The following is an 18,518-nucleotide window of genomic DNA, read 5'->3' on the forward strand; positions in this document are numbered from 1 at the left end:
ACCCTTGCTTTCATTTCTGGTCTTATTTCTTACACTTTTGTAAGTTAGTAATCAATAGCCAACTTCTGCTTTTGAAAATGAATGGAAACGATGGTTCCTTGTCCCACTTGAGAGCTAATACTAATCTCATGTCCAAGCTGATCAGCAATCTTCTTAGAAAGATAGAGACCTAACCCAGACAACTGCTGAGTCATGCGGCCATTGTAACCTGAAAAACCACGCTCAAAGACACGTAAAATATCACTATTTTTAATACCAATCCCTGTATCTTTAAGATAAAGCCTATTATCTTTGAAGTAAATATCAACACCACCACTCTTTGTGTACTTCAAACAATTTGACAAGACCTGCTCAATGATGACTAAGAGCCATTTTTCATCTGATATAACCCTAACATCCAAGTCATGTAGATTAATCGTTAACCCTTTTTGAATAAAGAATAGACTATGCTTTTTAACAACTTCTTTAACCAAGGGTTCTAATGCGACCTGTCTCAACTGCAAATCATCATGAAAATTTTCCAAACGTAAATACTGCAAGACCAAATTGGTGTAGGCATCAATCTTGAAGACCTCTTGCTCCAAGAGAGCCTTGGTTTTACTGTCCCTAACATCCTGAAGTAATAATTGACTGGCTGCTATTGGTGTCTTGATTTGGTGAACCCAGAGCGTATAGTAGTCCATCAAATCTGTATAGCGCTTGCGCTCCTCCTCAGTCTGAACCATCTGACTCTCCCTAGCATTTTCCAAAGCCTGAGCTAGATAAAACTCCAAGGGGCTTAAGGGAGTAATTTCTTCATAAAGATAAGCTGCTTTTGACGTTTTAAAGGATCTACTCAGGTCCCAAATAACCATGATGACGCTCACAAATGTCAAAATTGTCAAGGCATAATAAAGAATATCTGCCACCTCTTCAAATAAAAAGGCAAACAAAACCAAGATGAGTCCGTTAAAGATAAACACAAGATAGAAAGGCAGACGTGACCTCACATGGTATTTGATAAAATGTCCTTTACCCATCATGACGCAACCCGTAGCCGACACCTTTCTTGGTTTCGATAAAATCCTTCAAACCTACTGCTTCTAACTTCTTACGCAAACGTGCTACATTGACAGACAGGGTATTATCATCAATAAAGAAGTCACTGTTCCAAAGCTCCTTCATGAGGTCTTCACGACTAACGATATTACCAGCACGCTCAAAAAGAACTTGTAAAATCTGAAATTCATTCTTAGTCAAAGAAACGACTTCTCCCTGATAAACCAAATCCATGGCCTTAAGGTTCAGTATCACACCCCTATATTCCAAGAGACTCTGGTCCTTACCAAACTCATAGGAACGACGTAAAAGCCCTTGAATCTTAGCCAAGAGAACATTTTGGTCAAAGGGTTTGGTCACAAAGTCGTCCCCACCCATATTGATTGCCATAACGATATCCATAGCTTGATCTCTAGAGGATAAGAACATAATAGGTACCTTGGAGACTTTCCGAATTTCCTGACACCAGTGATAACCGTTAAATAGAGGTAAACCAATATCCATAAGAACCAAGTGGGGTTCTTCTTTTACGAAAATAGGTAATACTTCCATGAAATCTTCAACAAGAACAACTTCGTAACCCCACTGTTCTAGCATTTTTTTGACTTGTTGACGGATAACCTCGTCGTCCTCCACTAATAAAATCTTATGCATAACTCTACCTCTTTCATTTCCCACTATTATAACAAAAATGACATAAGAATCCCCCTTTCTCAGCAAATCTTACAAAAATGTTAGATTGAATTTTCCAACTTTTTAAAGGGTACGTTTTCATAGGAAAAATCCTTTGAGTCTTCAAAGAAAATATAGTATTATAATAGAGTTGATGTTGGTTTATGATTAACCTACTACACCCTCATCGATAATTGAGAACTTTACTTATTTATATCACGAATTGGCGTGATGTTTCTACAAGGTGCCGTAACACCTAACAATGAGTAAGTCCCAAAACTCAGAAAAAGATTTTCTTATCTCTTTCTGGCTTTTAAGGCTTGCTTGGCAAGCTTTTTTCTATTCATCGATGGTCTTTGATGTTTTTTCGCTTCTCAAACAAAGTTCTAAAAGCACCAGAAACACATCATTGTTATTCACTTTATAGGAGGTAATATGAAATTACTGGAAGACCGCATTCTCAAAGATGGGAATGTCCTTGGGGAAAATATCCTCAAAGTTGACTCTTTCCTTACTCACCAAGTGGACTTTGACCTCATGCGTGAGATTGGAAAGGTCTTTGCTGAAAAGTTCAAGGATGCTGGCATCACTAAGGTGGTGACGATTGAGGCATCTGGTATTGCACCAGCCCTCTATGCTGCCGAAGCCTTGGATGTCCCTATGATTTTTGCTAAGAAGGCTAAAAATATCACTATGACCGAAGGAATCCTCACTGCTGAAGTCTACTCCTTCACTAAACAGGTGACAAGTACTGTCTCTATTGCAAGCAAGTTTCTCTCCCCTGAAGACAAGGTCCTCATCGTTGATGATTTCCTAGCCAACGGTCAAGCTGCCAAAGGCTTGATTCAAATCATTGAAGAGGCTGGCTCTCACGTCGAAGCTGTCGGAATCGTTATCGAGAAATCTTTCCAAGATGGTCGTGCTCTTTTGGAAGAAGCCGGCTACCCAGTGGTTTCACTTGCTCGTTTGGATCGTTTCGAAAATGGTCAAGTCGTATTTAAGGAGGCAGATATCTAATGCAAAATAAAGAGAAACACTCGCAGGCGGCAATCTTAGGACTGCAACACCTACTCGCTATGTACTCAGGATCAATCCTGGTTCCAATCATGATTGCTGGAGCTTTGGGATATTCAGCCCATCAGTTAACCTACTTGATTTCAACTGATATCTTCATGTGTGGTGTGGCAACCTTCCTCCAACTTCAACTCAATAAATACTTCGGTATCGGTCTTCCAGTTGTGCTCGGGGTTGCCTTCCAGTCAGTAGCACCTCTCATTATGATTGGTAAGAGTCATGGTAGCGGTGCTATGTTTGGTGCCCTTATCGTGTCAGGGATTTATGTTATCCTCGTTTCTGGCATCTTTTCAAAAGTGGCCAATCTCTTCCCTTCTATCGTTACGGGATCAGTCATCACAACCATTGGTTTGACCCTTATTCCTGTTGCTATCGGAAATATGGGAAATAACGTTGACAAACCAACTGGTCAAAGCCTCTTCCTTGCAGCTATCACGGTTCTTATCATCCTCGTAGTTAATATTTTTACCAAAGGATTTATCAAATCCATCTCAATCTTGATTGGTTTGATTGTCGGTACTGCTATCGCAGCAAGCATGGGCTTAGTTGACTTCTCACCGGTAGCTGCGGCACCTGTTGTTCACGTGCCAACACCATTCTACTTCGGAATGCCTAAATTTGAGTTATCATCAATCATTATGATGTGTATCATCGCTACTGTGTCAATGGTTGAATCAACAGGAGTTTACTTGGCGCTTTCTGACATTACCAAAGACCCAATCGATAGCACTCGCCTCCGTAACGGTTACCGAGCTGAAGGTATGGCTGTTCTCCTTGGTGGACTCTTCAATACCTTCCCATACACAGGTTTCTCTCAAAACGTTGGCCTTGTGAAGTTGTCAGGCATTAAGAAACGCTTGCCAATCTACTACGCCGCTGGCTCCTTGTTCTTCTCGGACTCCTTCCTAAGTTTGGTGCCTTGGCTCAAATCATCCCAAGCCCAGTACTTGGTGGCGCTATGCTAGTCATGTTCGGTTTTGTTTCTATCCAAGGGATGCAAATCTTGGCGCGTGTTGATTTCGCCAACAACGAACACAACTTCTTGATTGCTGCGGTATCAATCGCTGCAGGGGTTGGTCTTAACAACAGCAACCTCTTCAACAGCCTACCAACAGCTTTCCAAATGTTCTTCTCAAACGGTATCGTGGTCGCAAGCTTGCTTGCCATCGTCCTCAATGCCATTTTGAATCATAACAAAAAAGAAAAATAACACAAGAACACCTGAGTCGCTTGACTTAGGTGTTTTCTTTGAAATTAAAATCTTCAAGTTTGTAAATCGAAAGAAAAGACTAAGCAACTAATCTGTCTAACTTTTACTGAAAGTAGCTCTTGCTATTTAATTCTTACGATTGACTTATTTTCAATTCTATAGATCGCATCGTAATCTTCCAGATTGTAATGATGGGCAATTTCTATAATACTATTAGGCAACTGTTTCAAGACATTTCTAATTTCTCTCGAACTTGCTTCATCTAAAGACGCCATCATCTCATCCGCAAGTAAAACTTGCTTTCCTCTCAAAATAGCACGTGCAATCTCAAGTTTTATGATTTGACCACCTGAAAAGTTATCTCCAGTTAATTCATAGTCTAATTGATGACAACAAGCCTCCCATAGTCCAACTTTTTTTAGTGTTGAAATGAGCAATGAGTCAGAATAATCTTGATAAAGAGTTAGATTATGTCGCACACTTGTATGAAAGACATAGGGATTTTGATGAATAATTGCAACATTATCCAAATTTGGAGTCAGCTCCCTTCCATCAATGCTTTTAAAAATGATTTTCCCACTATATGCCTTATCTTGCCCTGATATTAACCTAAAAAGTGTTGTTTTTCCAATACCACTATCACCAACTATAAGATTATGCTGAGACAATGAAAAAGTAACCGTAACATCTCGAAAAATCTCTTGATTATCATAAGATTTAGTGACGTTTTTTAACTGAATTTCTTCTAAAGTATGTATGTGAAGCCCTTTTGAAGGAATTTCTGACTCACTTCCAAATGTCAATAATTTATCTTTTATCACTTGACTTGCTTGAATACTTGCAATAGCCTCCAGAATCTGTTGTAAGGGGTTAATAAGATATGTTGAAGCAGACATCATAGCAATAAGTGTAGTAATTGAATTTTGTTTCATAACAAGACCAATCACAAATGGTCCAATCAAGCCGACAGCTTTCAGAGGTCCTGTCCAAAACATAACTAAATTATGAAGTGTATAATACTTAAATTGTGTCGTCTCCATCTCACTAAGGGTTATGAGAGTTTGCTTTACATTCTCTTTTTCTGCTTGGTTGCAAATAATCGTTTCAATCCCTTTACCAAAGTCTGTAATAGCTCTTAAATTTTTCTCTTTTGAGCTACTTAGTAATTCTCCTGACTCTTTTAACTTTCTCTTAAATATAAACTGAGGCAAAATCATCAGAAAGGCACCTACAGTAAAAAGACTACCTACAATAATATTTTGTTTGAGCAGATAAGTTACAGATACTAGGACAGAGGCGCCCCACACTGGCGAGATTAGAAAAGATTGGAGGAACTCCTGGTCTACAATTCCAAGATCTTGTGTCAAGAGTGAGCAAAGCTCAGAATCGGAGATGTTTTTAGGAAAGACAGCATGATTCTTTAAAATATTTTCTGATAGGCTTACATTAAACGCTCTAATAATAGAACGAAGCAGAATATTCTCTATATACATAAAAGCGTACACAACCACCCAAAGAGAGATGCTCGAAAATGTAAAAACTATTAAATCCCAACTATCACTACTATCTATATGACCTGCCATCTGGATAATTACAGGTATTACAATGCCTTGACACGAATAAAGAAGCGCAAAAATGATATAAAGTACCATTTCCTTCTTAGGAAGTAGCTTAATAAATTTAAGCAGTGACACAGCAACCGATTTATTTTTTTCAATAATCATTGCTTTTACCTCCTTCAATTTGATACTATTATTTTAGTTTATTAATAGTATCAACTATTGAAATTTCGGAAATCCGATAAGGTAATTTTATATGGAACAAGGTCAAAAATTTAAACAGATTCGAAAACAGAGAAAATACACTATTCAGAGACTCGCTCAAGTAGCTGGATCTGTAGCGAGTCTTTCAGACTTTGAAAATAACAAAACATCACTCTCAAATGATACTCTTTTCAAACTTTTAAAACATCTAAAAGTCGAATATAATGAATTTTTCGAACAAGAATATCTTGTGGACGAAACCTACATAAAACTTGCTAATCAATTCAATCAAGCCTCAAATCATCTAGACTTTGAAGCACTGGAGCAAGTCGCAGAAAAGTTTCGCATTTTAGGAGAAACCAATTATAGTGATTATCTGATTAGTCTTTGTATTGACTGTCAGGTTTCAAAACTTCAAAACCGGTCAGTTAACCAAGATATTGCTACAGAACTTCAAAACTACTTCTTTTCTATTGATATTTGGACACTTCTCGATATTAATTTACTGAATATGGTAAAGGATATCTTCACAGAAGATGCGCTAAAAATCTACATTAAGGAATTCCTATCAATACTCAATAAAAATCCTAGAAATAATTTAGATCGAATCACTTTAGAAGTTATCAGTCGTTGTATTTTCCAAATCATTCTTTACGGAAATCAAGAAGATAGTGACTACTATATAAACGAACTAAAAACTATTCAATTACCAGACTATTTCATGTTACAAAAACTCTATCTTAAAGAACTAAAAGCCGCATACCTTTATAAATTTATCGATAAGAATATGGGAAAGACTATACATAAAGAAATTCTCCACTACTTGGCTTTTATGGGAGATGACGATAATTTGAGAGAATGGGACCGAACTTTCCGTCAATTATAGACTTTATTGGATAACAGTTGTACAATGATTATATAATTTGAAAAATTTAGAAAGGAAAACAGAATGCACGAAACATATTCTCTCCGTGAGCGATTCCTTGTTTTCTTCAAGATTTTTGTGCCCATACTGATTTATCAGTTTGCCAACTTCTCGGCAGCCTTTGTGGACACTACCATGACTGGTCAATACGATGCCCTACACTTGGCGGGGGTAGCCATGGCAACGAGTTTATGGAGTCCTTTTTTCACCTTCTTAACAGGTATCGTCTCTGCCCTAGTTCCTATTATCGGACACCATCTAGGGGCAGGTCGCAAGGACCGAGTGGCACCTGATTTCTATCAATTTCTTTATATGGCTTTGGGCCTATCACTTATCCTCTTTGCCCTCGTTTTTCTAGGGGCACCCTTGGTTTTGAATCATTTAGGTTTGGAGCCTTTGGTCAGAAAGGTTGCCCTTGGTTATTTACGCTTTTTGAGTCTTGGGATTATTCCCCTTCTACTCTTTAGCGTGGTTCGCTCCTTCCTTGATGCCCTTGGCCTCACGCGCCTTTCCATGTACCTCATGCTTTTGCTTCTACCTCTCAATGGTTTCTTCAATTTTCTCCTTATCTATGGCATTGCTGGTCTACCAGAGTTGGGAGGAGCCGGAGCAGGTCTGGGAACTTCATTAGCTTACTGGGCCCTTCTCCTTATTTCCATCACGGTTATCAAAAAACATCAGAAGGTTAAACCCTACCACATCGAAAAGATTCAACCTCTTGATAAAGCAGCCCTAATTGACGCCCTTAAACTAGGTCTCCCTATTGGTGGAACGGTTTTTGCAGAGGTCGCCATCTTCTCAGGTGTTGGTCTGATTATGGCCAAGTATCCATCTTTAGTCATTGCCAGTCACCAGGCAGCCATGAACTTCTCAAACCTCATGTATGCCTTTCCTCTCAGCATTTCCAGTGCTATGGCTATCATCATTTCCTACGAATTTGGGGCTAGACGCATGGATGCGGTCAAGAGTTACAGCAAGCTAGGTCGCCTGACAGCCTTAGGATTTTCTATCTTTACCTTGATATTCCTCTATTTCTTGCGCTATGATTTAGCTGAACTCTATGGACATGAACCTGAGTTTTTGAGAATGACAGCCGTTTTCATGACCTATAGCCTCTTCTTTCAAGTGGCGGATGTCTTTGCGGCCCCCCTTCAAGGCATTCTGCGTGGCTATAAGGATACCAAGGTTCCTTTCTATCTCGGTGTCTTGGCTTACTGGGGCATGACTTTCCCTGTTGGCTTCCTGCTTGAAAAAGTTACTGAACTTGGGCCTTACAGCTACTGGATTGGCCTGATTACCAGTCTTATCGTCAGTGGTATTTGTTACCAATGGCGCCTAAATAAAATCGTCAAACGTTACGAAAATCAACCTTGATATACTTGAAGCAGTCTCGTCAGACTGTTTTTTCTCTGCTGACATCTTGATAATAAAGAAAAAGCTTCCTGCATATTGAAAACGAATAAACTGTTATCAATACACAGAAAGCTTCTTTTATGAGTGATTCTTTAGATTCAGATTTTCCTACAGCATTACCCAGATGAACTTATTAATGAAAACAAAGTTGTTTGATATGAAAAAAAGAGTCACAAAGTCCAGCCGGATCAACTAGGGCACTATAGATCATGACTAAACCACATAGTGCTAAGAAATGATAAAAATAAACGACCTTCTCTCCTGTTTTAGGGAGTAAGAGAAAAGACCAAAACCATAAGCCACAAATCGTTACTAATATGATTATTTTATCAACGCATTCCATAACAATTTCTCCATCATAGAAGATTTAGCACAATAAAATAGCCCAAAGGACTATCTGAATATTATCATAAAAACCTAACAAGTGCTGTCATATTTCCCTAAGGGAAATCTCGGGGATTTTGTCGCTAGTTTTGTTTGAGTAAGTTTAGACATATAATATCATAATTGGGAGGTTGGGGAAGACTATTATTACACAAAGTACAATAATGTTTACAGACACCAAAACTAGTAATTATAGGGAAAATGAATTCTTTACACTTGTTAGATTTCTCACTACTATAGTGTACTACTTTTTTGGTTTGATGTGTAAAACAATTTGTATAAAATTGTAAAAAAATGTAATGAAATGTCACTTTTTTGTCCTGAACGGTCATATCACATGACATGTTAGTTCTTGTGGCACATGGATTTTCCAGCATTTAAGCGCTCATTATTAAAAAGGCTGGCTCAAAAGAAACCAACCTTCTAAATAAATTGTTCAAAAGCACTTAGACATGATGATTTAATTGTCAGATAGAGCCCCAAGAGCAAGCCAAACTAGAACTTTTTCAAATTCAATGTTTTCGTTCTGTATATCAGTTTAGGTTACGCTCCCAACACTCATCAGTCCAATTGATCCAGCAAGTAAGCATAGCCTTCTTTTTCCATATCTACTTTAGGCACAAATCGTGTTGCGGCACCATTGATACAATAGCGCAAACCACCCTTGTCACTTGGCCCATCTGGAAAGACATGCCCTAGATGGGAGTCACCCACACGACTACGGACCTCGATACGTTCCATATTATGAGAATGATCTTCCTTGTAGTTGGCTACCTCAGGACTAATCGGACGGGAAAAGCTTGGCCAGCCACAGGCAGAATCAAACTTATCCTTGGATGAAAAGAGGGGTTCACCAGTCACCACATCCACATAAATGCCAGGCTCAAATTGATTCCAAAGGGGACTCGTAAAGGCACGTTCTGTTCCATTCTCCTGAGTCACAGCGTAGGCTTCTGGACTCAAACTTTCCTTAAGTTCCTCCCGATTTGGCTTGTGATAAGCACTAGCATCAATAACAGGACTAGCTGCCTGATTGACATTGATATGACAGTAACCATTAGGATTTTTCTTGAGATAATCTTGATGATAATCTTCAGCAGGAATAAAGTGCTGAAGTGGAAACAATTCAACCGCCAAAGGCTGACCGTATTGCTCAGTCATTTCTTGGAAAACTTGCTCGATAGTCGATAAATCATTTACATCCGTGTAGTAAACACCCGTACGGTACTGGCTACCCACATCATTGCCCTGTTTGTTTTTACTCAGAGGATTGATGATACGGAAGAAATGTAGCAGAATCTCACGCAAGGATACCTTGCTAGCATCATAGGTCACCTGAACGGTTTCAGCGTGGCCCGTCTGACCGATAAGCTCATAGCGAGTTGTCTCACTACGGCCATTGGCATAACCCGAAACCGCATCAAGCACACCAGGTACGCGAGAAAAATACTCCTCAACACCCCAGAAACAGCCACCAGCAAGATAGATAGTATGATTATTTAGATTTGACATTTTTAACACTCCCTTCAATAGATACTTTCATCTCCACGCCTTAAGTGTAACGCTTTTGAGAAGATTTCGCACTTATAGTGACTTGAGGGAGAAAAAATCCCATCACAAGTGTGATAGGATTCAAATAGATGACTTTATTACCTTGATAAATCTACAAATAAACAGATTGACTGGTAATCAATACCTTAGGTAACAACTGGACAACAATTCCTTCATCAGGATTTTCAGAATCATCAAATAGGAATGCTAGTTCTCCAGTTCTCTCGATGTACAATTCACTTAAACTAAATCTCTGTTTACTTTCAATACCAAATTCAGCTATCAACAGGGCTTGAAGCTTTTCTAACTGTTTATCTTTTTCCTCTAAAAACTGAGAATATACCGACTCTTGCTGTTCTGTAATACCATCATTTTCATAATACGCAGAAAAATCAACTGGCACAATTTGAGACTGTGAAAACAAATTTACTTCAAGCTTGGTGTAATACCCAAAATCAAATTCTAATTCACCAAATTTTGACTCTATCATGATTCATTACCTTTCTTCTCAATTAATTCTTTACATTTCGCAATTCCACCTTTATGTGGAATTGCACCGTGGGCATCTATAGGTACTAGATCTAAGGTTTTCATGTCACTTCTTTCATGATAGGTTAGCCTATGTTCTTTTCTATAAGCTTTTGCCTCTTCGGGACTGACTCCCATTTTGATAGCTAATTGTAAATCACCTTGTTTAAAATTTTTATTCCTTTTTTCTGAAAAGTTTTTTATTTTAAAGCTTTCTTTAGCTATAGGTGTAAAATCTGGTTCAAAATTTTTAAAGGTAATTCCATCAATACCATATGGTTGAAATATTTCCTTAATCGTTTTCTGTTCTGGATTAGTTTGTGTATTCTGCGGGACATAGTTTGGATCAGGAATCCATTTCGAATTTCCAGGCTCACCAGTCCAGTTACCATTTGTGCTAGGAATAAATTGCTTTTCAAAATTATTGTCATTTATTTTAAATAGTGATTTTGTAAAATTTTTAATGTCTTGTCCAGACAATTTATCCTTTGGGAGAATACTTTTAAAATTATCGGCAGTATTTTTTTCAGCTTCAAGATTTTTTCCTTCCATTAGTATACGCCCCCTTCTTTTGTTTGAACTTCTACAAAACGTTTAAATAGATTTTCGTAAGAGGAATCTCGAAACTGATGTTCTTCAATTACCAATGCCAAGATGATATTAATCGTTTCTTTAGGGTAAGATTCGATAGGTAGTTGGAAGTTATGTACAACAGTGTCAACCCAATCATGAATATCGTCTTCATCCTTTGATTTCTCGATTGCCCTATTGGCATCTAGCAATTCATACACAAGTTCTCTCAAACTCTTCAAATTAACGTCCCCGCTAGAATCATTGACTTCCATAAGAAGCCTTTTAATCTTTGAACTGATATTTGAATTTAATATCAATTCACTTACACTAGAATAATCTACATGCTTACCTTTGGTCATCCAATTTGTTATAAGATAATCTAAAATAACCGATTTGACATTGTTGGCTTTGAAACTTTTAGACGTAGCACTTCCTACAAATGTATTCTGAAATGTATTAGAATCATGCTCAACTTTTTCAACCTTACATAAAACTGGCTGAATCCATTCATTTTGATAAACTGCTGCAACACCCTTTGGTAATTTGGCGAGTTCTATGATTTGGTCATCGTTTAGATTAGCTGACTTACCTACTAATTCACGATCTGAAAAATCAGGTAATCGCATGATAATCTTAGTATTAGTATTTCGGATAACTGACAAATCCATTAGACCTGGTGCTTGATCAGCAATAATAAATCCTTCCCCATAGGTACGCATTTCAGCAATGGCATTTGCCAACATCTCCACACTCTTACCTAGGAGATTAGCTGATTCAGACATTTGTTCTGTTGATGTGCGTTTTAAGAGATTATGCGCTTCTTCAAGCACAGTGATGTGTTTTAATTCTGCATTCATATCCCCATTAGTCATGCGATACTCTTGCAACTTCAATACCAAAATACCCATTAGCAAGGATTTAGTCTCAGTGGAACCAACTCTACTGAGATCAACAATGACATTCGTATCAAATAGATGTTCATTTGTGAGTTCATCATTTGAAAAGATAAGTCCATTAATACCGTTTGTCAGAGATTCGATTCGAGTTAGTAAGGCTCCCTTATAAGCACCTTTATTCTCATCATCATATTCACTGGAATCAATAATTGTCTTAATATTATCTGCTATATCATTGAAATTTGGATAGAGTCTACCATAAGGGTTGTTTGATTCAAGAAGATCCCATCCACAATCTTGATAAGATTGTTCAACAGCTTTTTTTAAAACAGCTGGCATAGCCGCATACATCGGCCAACATACATTGAAAATTTCAACTAGTCTATCTAGATGCTCTAAAATATGAATTTCTTTAGGGAAACTAAACGGATTCAACCTCAGCAATGGTGTTAACTGAGGATTCGTTCCATAAACTGAAACATCGTCGTGATTACCAAAGACATGCTTATATTCTCCTTTTGCAGGTTCAACAACTAGGAATTTCAAGCCATTCTTTCTGCCTTCATTAAGGAGTTGATAAATCGTATTACTTTTACCAGATCCCGTACTACCTGTCACAAAAACATGAGAGGCTAAAGAGTTTTGGTTCAGATTTACTGGTACATCTTCCTTATGATACATATGGAAAATATCACCTAAATGAAGCATCTTATCAGTAACATCTTCTTCATCAAATTTAGCAATATTTCGGCCGAATTCTGCACACTCTAATATCGGTAGTCCAGGAATAGATTTTCTTGGGAAGTTCAATGAAAAGGCTAATTCTTGACCAGTAAGAGGTACTGTTGATGTCACGATAGATGGGTAGACACTAAAGGTTGAATCAGCTAATAGCAAATTAGGGTTCAATCCAAATAAAGGGTGACGTAATTCTCTTAGGTATGCTACAATCTCCTCTGCGTCACCACTGCTCTCACCTAAATCCCCTCTCCATAAATTAACCGAAGACTGACTCATAAAGGACTCTTCTCCTTGGGTCAAAGCTAAGTAAGTGTGAGCAACATTATTCGCAATATTTTGATCCTCACTGAGTACATAGGCAGCGAACTCCCACATGCCCATAGCCGTTCCTTTTTCAAAACGTTTCATCTGTTCTTCAAGGACCTTAAGGGCGTGAGAAATATTATGATTGGTAAAGGACTGAGTGATTCCCTCATTCTTACCAACTGTCGCAGTAACATTTGAAGCACGCGCAAAATTAGCACCGATATTAGACCCTAAGTTAACACCACTTGAAGAGCCCAAGGTCTGTCCAACCGTTTGTGATAGGGCACGACTAGCAGTTTTAGCAAGGGCACGGCTAACAGTTTTTGCAGTCGATTGACCAATAGAGTCTGAATTACTAGTTCCTTTACTCCAAGTGTGATGATAATCTACTGTTGCCTTAAACATTTTACCATCAGCTCCAATACTACCACCAAAACTATCTGACGAATCTTTACTTTCCCCATCTGTATGGGAAGTATTGGTACCATCAGTCTGACCAGACGAATCCGTTTGAGATTGACCACTAGTTTGCGTATCCCCAGCAGATTGGTTAACTGATTGATTCTTACCATGTTGGATACCAGCACTGGCTCCAACATTGACTCCAAAAGTAGCCATGGAAGTCGTTGCATCTGAAGCTGTGAAAGTATAGTTGGTTTGCCATTTTTCATAAGGAGCTAAAGCTGAAAATAGCTCAGACAGACGCAACTTTCTATTTTCTATATCTTGGATGGGACTTGCTAACAGGATTAAGGTATAGTTTTCTGATGGTTGTGACGGAATGATGCCATCAATCAATTTTTCGATGGTTTGACTGATAAATTTTTCAGATTTGGCAGTTGGTAAATTAGACACCGTTGCCACTGAATAGGGCTTAGAGTTTGCTAGACAAGGAATCCTACCAATTCCCTTTTCATTCTGGACTATAGATCCAGGAAAGTTACCTTTAATGGCTTCTAACAATCGCTTACGATAATTTTCGACATTAACATTATCAGAATCATTCTTGGTATTTACTACAGCTAGAAAAACTTCTGTATTGGTTTCAGTTCGATTGAAGACGAGAGCAATATTACAGTCCTCGTTAGAAAGTACTTCATAAACATTAACCAGTTTTTCTAAACTATTTTCTTTTTTATCAACGACCCATTTTGTGATATTGAAATACCTGATATTATATGATTCCTGAAAGTCTGTACCAAATTCTACCTTATTTTCTATAGGAACATAGAGTTCTTTTATTTGTTCCAAATACGAATTGAAAATTTCTACTCCACATGAAGCTAATAAACGGTTCGTTAATTCCTCATCGCTAATATTAGGTTGATCTGCCAGATACTTCTCTCTTTGCTCCTCAACTTGTTTGAGCTGCTCAGGGCTCAAAGCTGAAAGTTTCGCAACCTTGTCTGCAGCCTTAGCTCCTGCCTTATTAATAATGTTTTTTATTCCCATACGATTCACCTACAAAAAGCTATTTCCAAGTAATCATTTGTTTAATCAGGTTAGTATAATTTTCAATTTGTTGCTGCTGCTCCTCTAAGCTTGCAACTTCATTTCTTGTTCTCTGAATTTTCGTATTCAAAGCACTTAATTCTGGACTAAATTCAATTATATTTTGAACAATTATACTTGTAAGATTTACTAGCCAAATTTTAAAAGCTTTCTCGTGTTCCGAACAAATACTTCCTGCAAATTCTGTCATCTTTGATTTAAATAAATCATTATAGGTCTTCTTAAGGCCAGATGCGTTAACTTTACTTGATTTCAAAGTAAAGTCTCCCAATCTAAATACATAACTAAGTTCTTCTTTACTAAACTTTTCAAGATTTAATTGAGTAAAATCTATCTCTTCATAAGATAAAATCAATTGAGAAAGCTTTTGACGTTTTTCTGGTTCAAGTCCCAAATCACCTGAAATAATACGCTCAAAATGAGATTTTATCTCAGAAGCATGATTAGACCAAAAACTGCTAGAAATACGTTCAAAGTCTATCCTTGAAAAATAAAGTTCTTCTACAAATTTATTTCTAAAATAGTCAACTGTTTGTGCAGAAGCTAGATTCTCTAAATTGATTTTCTTTGTCTTGTTCTCACGTGTAACACCGAAATAGTTACTAACCTCGTTACTGATATTTCCTATTTTTAGATTACTAATATCTATTTGTTGATGCTCAGTTAAATTTAAAGTTGGATTTAATGAGAGTATCTCTTTGTGTATTTCATTATAACGGTCTAAAACATCATCTTTTTCAATGTGTTTCATGAGTTGCTCTTGAAAAATTTGCATTTCTTTTGGATACTTGATCAAAAGGTCATTTTTTTGGGATAATGAAGTGGATTTCAATCTTTCAACAATGACAGATTTTTGGCCATCAAGATTAGCCTCTAATTCTGCCTCTCTACTACGTAAATCTTCATTTTTCTCTGTAATTACTGCATTAGTTCTCAATAATAGTTTGTCTAATAAAGCTTTTGCCTGTTGACACTTGTCATAGTGTGAATAGCGGTCAACAAAGGTTTTTATAGAATCCTCAATGGTTAATAAACCACTATTTGCATAAATAAGGTCGGAACTTTTTTCAGCAGTTGCTCGAACTGTATTAGACATTTGTCTTGGAAGAATGTCAAACTCATACAACTTCTTATAATATTTTGTTTCAGGATTTGAGTATTTTTCTCTATAAGTATCAAATTGCTCAGAGTAGAATTCTCCCTCTAAATGCCCATTTAACTTCGCTCCAAGTCCTAAAATTGATGAAACGTAATAAATGCCTTGAGCATACAACTCTCTAGGAACGGCTTGATTCATAATCTTATTTCTAAATGAATCACGTTTAAAATTTGTCAAGCTCAAATCTGCTGCCTCGGCCTTATTAACCACAATCATTGTGAACCGTTCATCTAAGCCTTCTACTGAAATAAGCTTTTCTTTTAAATTACTATTATCAGTGCTGTCTAAGGAACTACTGTCAGTAACAAAGACTGGCAAGCCATTTGACATACCAGCCATGGCATTAGCTAGGACATCTGAATGTTTACTATTAGTTGATGAATTAGAACCTGGAGTGTCGAATATCGTAATTTTTGAACCTACATCTCCTAAAATACCTTTTGAAAATGGGACAAGTATTTCGATTAAATCTCCAACGCCTTCGTCAGCAAAATCATTGATTACTTCTAAAACTGCATGTAGCTTTGATATGATAGAATCAAAGGATTCATTCAATATTTCATTTATTTCCTTACCAAATGCATCAGTCTCATTTAATCCATCATAAAACACTTGATCATCATAGAAACTGAGAACAACTCTCTCATCTTTAAATACAAAAGAGATTTTAGCACGATCCTCATAAGGACTAGCTGTGACCTTATAGATTTTTGCGGTCACTGGAGTCTCAGCACTTGGTAGTAATTCCTGTCCAATCAAGGCATTAATAAAGGTCGACTTTCCTGCACTATAAGTTCCGAGCACACAGATAGGAACTGTATCTCCGGAGGCATCCGAAAAGCGTTTTAACTGTGTTTCAATCTCCTTGTTGCTCTCCCCAATATTCTTTATAATCAGTGGCTCAAGATTTTTAAAAATACGATTAATTTCTGGCAGAACATCGCGTGCGTTCTCTAAATAGCTTGTAGATGATGATAAAATAATATTTGAAAAGCGCTCATCTTTTAATGCTTCTTCTAACTGTTGCTTTTCATCATTTGGCCCCTCAAAAATTAATTCAAGTTTTTCATCTGGAACAGAATACTCATTTTCAATTTCTTTTAAAATATCATATACCTTAAAAGGAAAAAAGCCACGTTGAAAAACGGCTGAAACCAACTTACTATTTGAGTTATTTTCACTATTTATTGTTATCCAACTTTCACTAGATAAGTCGTAGCGACAAAAAGTTACTGTCTTCTCGTAAGGATTACTTACAACTTTAATTTTATTCATAATTACTCCGATTATTTAATAATACAAGTGTATTATATCACAGCAAACGGTTTTCTGTATGCGCTTTCTATAAAATCTAACTATTTTTATTTATCTAATGTTTAGCTCATTTTTCACCCCACACAAAAAATCCCATCACAATGTGATAGGATTTTATTTTTATTCCATTTCGAAGCTTTCGCTCTTAATCTTATCTGGTAAGACGAGAGACAAGAGGATACACAAGATGGCTGGTATCAACCATGGCAAGGATGCTCCTGACAATGGTAGGAAGTTAATGAGGGCATTTAGTCCTGCAAGCTTGAACTGGCTACCAAGAACGCTGAGCAAGGCAGTCAGAGTGACTACTGCAACTGTAATTTGCATACCAGGTTTAGACAAGGCCACGAACTTGTTGGCAATTACAATCATGACAATCGTAATTGTGATTGGGTAGAGAATCAAAAGCACCGGCACTGAGAAAGCAATGATATTGTTAAGTCCCAAGTTGGCAATCGCAAACCCAATCAAGGTAAAGATAATGGCGTAGGTCTTGTAGGATACTTTCGGAAATGCCTTGTGGAAGAATTCCCCAGTCGCAACGATAAGTCCTGCAGTGGTTGTGAAACAAGTCACTGTCACCATGATAGCTAGGAAAATCTGAGCTGCTGATCCAAAGATGGCTTGTGTAGCTTGTGACAAGACGCTAGCACCAATATTGGCATCTTTTGGTAGTCCTGCCACTTGGAGGGGGAAATGATTCCCCAAAAAGGCTAGTCCCAGATACAAAGCACCAAAGAGAAGCGTTACTATGAAACCAACAACCCAAATCGTTGAAATATACTCTTTTTTCGATTTAAAGCCCAATTGATTAAGTGTGACCACTGCCACTACACTGAAGGCCACAGAAGCCAAGGCATCCAAGGTGTTGTACCCTTCCAAGAATCCCTTACCAAAAGCAGAAGCCTGGTATGCTTGGCTAGCCAGCTGAGGACTGTGTCCACCGTATTTAAGCGCTCCTGCCACGATAACAATGACAATCATGATGGCAAAAACTGGTGTTAAGATGCGTCCAATACTATCTAGGATTTTTGATGGATTCATTGCAATCCAAAGCGCTAGAGCGAAGTAAATCACAGTGAAAGCCAAGAGCCATAGATTTGTATGCCCACTTCCAATCAAAGGTGAGAAGCCAATTGAAAAGGCTGCTGCCGCTGTTCTAGGAATGGCAAAGAAAGGACCAATGGACAGATAAAGGACTGACAAATAGACTAAGGCAAACTTAGGCGAGATTTTTTGTGAAATCTCATGGATGTAGCCCTTGGGATTTAGGGTCCCAATAACCAGCGTTAGGATAGCAATGCCAACACCAGATAGGACAAAGCCTGCAATAGCTGGCCAAAAATGACCTCCAGATTCAAAGCCTAGCTGAGGGGGAAAGGTTAGATTTCCCGCTCCAAAAAACATACCAAACAGCAATAGGGCTGTAAGGCCTCCTTTTTTTAACATAGGGAACTCC

Annotated in this window: 12 protein-coding genes, 1 pseudogene and 1 riboswitch; of the genes and pseudogenes, 4 read left to right on the forward strand and 9 right to left on the reverse strand. The window is 37.7% G+C overall.

Annotated features, from left to right (window positions below):
• Nucleotides 1-44 precede the first annotated feature (44 nt).
• Nucleotides 45-1,022 carry a sensor histidine kinase gene (locus QRD39_RS01025; protein WP_285955352.1) on the reverse strand — a complete coding sequence of 326 codons (978 nt, stop codon included), beginning with the start codon at nucleotides 1,020-1,022 and terminating at the stop codon, nucleotides 45-47.
• Nucleotides 1,012-1,692: a response regulator transcription factor gene (locus tag QRD39_RS01030; RefSeq protein ID WP_285955353.1), complete on the reverse strand. Its 681-nt coding sequence runs from the start codon at nucleotides 1,690-1,692 to the stop codon at nucleotides 1,012-1,014. Before QRD39_RS01030 ends, QRD39_RS01025 begins: the two co-directional genes overlap by 11 nt.
• Before the next feature lie 205 nt (nucleotides 1,693-1,897).
• Nucleotides 1,898-1,993, forward strand: a riboswitch (purine riboswitch).
• Nucleotides 1,994-2,145: 152 nt separating this feature from the next.
• Here QRD39_RS01030 and QRD39_RS01035 point away from each other — a divergent pair.
• Both QRD39_RS01035 and QRD39_RS01040 read left to right on the forward strand, forming a co-directional pair.
• Nucleotides 2,146-2,727, forward strand: coding sequence for a xanthine phosphoribosyltransferase (locus tag QRD39_RS01035; RefSeq protein ID WP_002887960.1), 582 nt, complete (start codon nucleotides 2,146-2,148; stop codon nucleotides 2,725-2,727).
• Nucleotides 2,727-3,994, forward strand: a pseudogene (locus QRD39_RS01040) (nucleobase:cation symporter-2 family protein). The gene QRD39_RS01035 and the pseudogene QRD39_RS01040 overlap by 1 nt, the downstream one beginning before the upstream one ends.
• Before the next feature lie 122 nt (nucleotides 3,995-4,116).
• Here the strand turns inward: QRD39_RS01040 and QRD39_RS01045 are convergent.
• Nucleotides 4,117-5,718, reverse strand: coding sequence for an ATP-binding cassette domain-containing protein (locus QRD39_RS01045; protein WP_285955354.1), 1,602 nt, complete (start codon nucleotides 5,716-5,718; stop codon nucleotides 4,117-4,119).
• Nucleotides 5,719-5,809: 91 nt separating this feature from the next.
• Here QRD39_RS01045 and QRD39_RS01050 point away from each other — a divergent pair, with 91 nt between their 5' ends.
• Nucleotides 5,810-6,643 carry a helix-turn-helix domain-containing protein gene (locus QRD39_RS01050; protein ID WP_073685800.1) on the forward strand — a complete coding sequence of 278 codons (834 nt, stop codon included), beginning with the start codon at nucleotides 5,810-5,812 and terminating at the stop codon, nucleotides 6,641-6,643.
• Between the two features lie 63 nt (nucleotides 6,644-6,706).
• Complete coding sequence (locus QRD39_RS01055; RefSeq protein ID WP_285955355.1) at nucleotides 6,707-8,056, forward strand: MATE family efflux transporter; 1,350 nt, start codon at nucleotides 6,707-6,709, stop codon at nucleotides 8,054-8,056.
• Nucleotides 8,057-9,040: 984 nt separating this feature from the next.
• Here QRD39_RS01055 and msrB read toward each other — a convergent pair.
• The 6 genes from msrB to brnQ form a co-directional block, all read right to left on the reverse strand.
• On the reverse strand, nucleotides 9,041-9,991 hold the full coding sequence (gene msrB / locus QRD39_RS01060; protein WP_285955356.1) for a peptide-methionine (R)-S-oxide reductase MsrB: 951 nt from the start codon (nucleotides 9,989-9,991) through the stop codon (nucleotides 9,041-9,043).
• A 151-nt stretch (nucleotides 9,992-10,142) separates the two neighbouring features.
• Nucleotides 10,143-10,520, reverse strand: a complete 378-nt coding sequence (locus tag QRD39_RS01065) for a hypothetical protein (protein ID WP_049528082.1) — start codon at nucleotides 10,518-10,520, stop codon at nucleotides 10,143-10,145.
• A complete protein-coding gene (locus QRD39_RS01070; protein ID WP_070578806.1) occupies nucleotides 10,517-11,110 on the reverse strand; it encodes an HNH endonuclease in 594 nt (197 codons plus the stop codon). The genes QRD39_RS01065 and QRD39_RS01070 overlap by 4 nt, the downstream gene beginning before the upstream one ends.
• A complete protein-coding gene (locus QRD39_RS01075) occupies nucleotides 11,110-14,526 on the reverse strand; it encodes an ATP-binding protein (RefSeq protein ID WP_179968932.1) in 3,417 nt (1,138 codons plus the stop codon). Before QRD39_RS01075 ends, QRD39_RS01070 begins: the two co-directional genes overlap by 1 nt.
• A 19-nt stretch (nucleotides 14,527-14,545) precedes the next feature.
• Nucleotides 14,546-17,020, reverse strand: a complete 2,475-nt coding sequence (locus QRD39_RS01080) for a dynamin family protein (RefSeq protein WP_285955357.1) — start codon at nucleotides 17,018-17,020, stop codon at nucleotides 14,546-14,548.
• Between the two features lie 159 nt (nucleotides 17,021-17,179).
• Nucleotides 17,180-18,508, reverse strand: coding sequence for a branched-chain amino acid transport system II carrier protein (gene brnQ, locus QRD39_RS01085; RefSeq protein WP_285955358.1), 1,329 nt, complete (start codon nucleotides 18,506-18,508; stop codon nucleotides 17,180-17,182).
• Nucleotides 18,509-18,518: the final 10 nt, after the last annotated feature.

It is taken from the genome of Streptococcus raffinosi (assembly GCF_030284685.1).
Taxonomy (GTDB): Bacteria; Bacillota; Bacilli; order Lactobacillales; family Streptococcaceae; genus Streptococcus; species Streptococcus raffinosi.

Excerpts from the sequence above, each read along its gene's own strand:
- QRD39_RS01025 (WP_285955352.1), bottom strand. The coding sequence starts at position 1,022 with ATGATGGGTAAAGGACATTTTATCAAATACCATGTGAGGTCACGTCTG.
- QRD39_RS01030 (WP_285955353.1), bottom strand. The coding sequence starts at position 1,692 with ATGCATAAGATTTTATTAGTGGAGGACGACGAGGTTATCCGTCAACAA.
- QRD39_RS01035 (WP_002887960.1), top strand. The coding sequence starts at position 2,146 with ATGAAATTACTGGAAGACCGCATTCTCAAAGATGGGAATGTCCTTGGG.
- QRD39_RS01045 (WP_285955354.1), bottom strand. The coding sequence starts at position 5,718 with ATGATTATTGAAAAAAATAAATCGGTTGCTGTGTCACTGCTTAAATTT.
- QRD39_RS01050 (WP_073685800.1), top strand. The coding sequence starts at position 5,810 with ATGGAACAAGGTCAAAAATTTAAACAGATTCGAAAACAGAGAAAATAC.
- QRD39_RS01055 (WP_285955355.1), top strand. The coding sequence starts at position 6,707 with ATGCACGAAACATATTCTCTCCGTGAGCGATTCCTTGTTTTCTTCAAG.
- msrB (WP_285955356.1), bottom strand. The coding sequence starts at position 9,991 with ATGTCAAATCTAAATAATCATACTATCTATCTTGCTGGTGGCTGTTTC.
- QRD39_RS01065 (WP_049528082.1), bottom strand. The coding sequence starts at position 10,520 with ATGATAGAGTCAAAATTTGGTGAATTAGAATTTGATTTTGGGTATTAC.
- QRD39_RS01070 (WP_070578806.1), bottom strand. The coding sequence starts at position 11,110 with ATGGAAGGAAAAAATCTTGAAGCTGAAAAAAATACTGCCGATAATTTT.
- QRD39_RS01075 (WP_179968932.1), bottom strand. The coding sequence starts at position 14,526 with ATGGGAATAAAAAACATTATTAATAAGGCAGGAGCTAAGGCTGCAGAC.
- QRD39_RS01080 (WP_285955357.1), bottom strand. The coding sequence starts at position 17,020 with ATGAATAAAATTAAAGTTGTAAGTAATCCTTACGAGAAGACAGTAACT.
- brnQ (WP_285955358.1), bottom strand. The coding sequence starts at position 18,508 with ATGTTAAAAAAAGGAGGCCTTACAGCCCTATTGCTGTTTGGTATGTTT.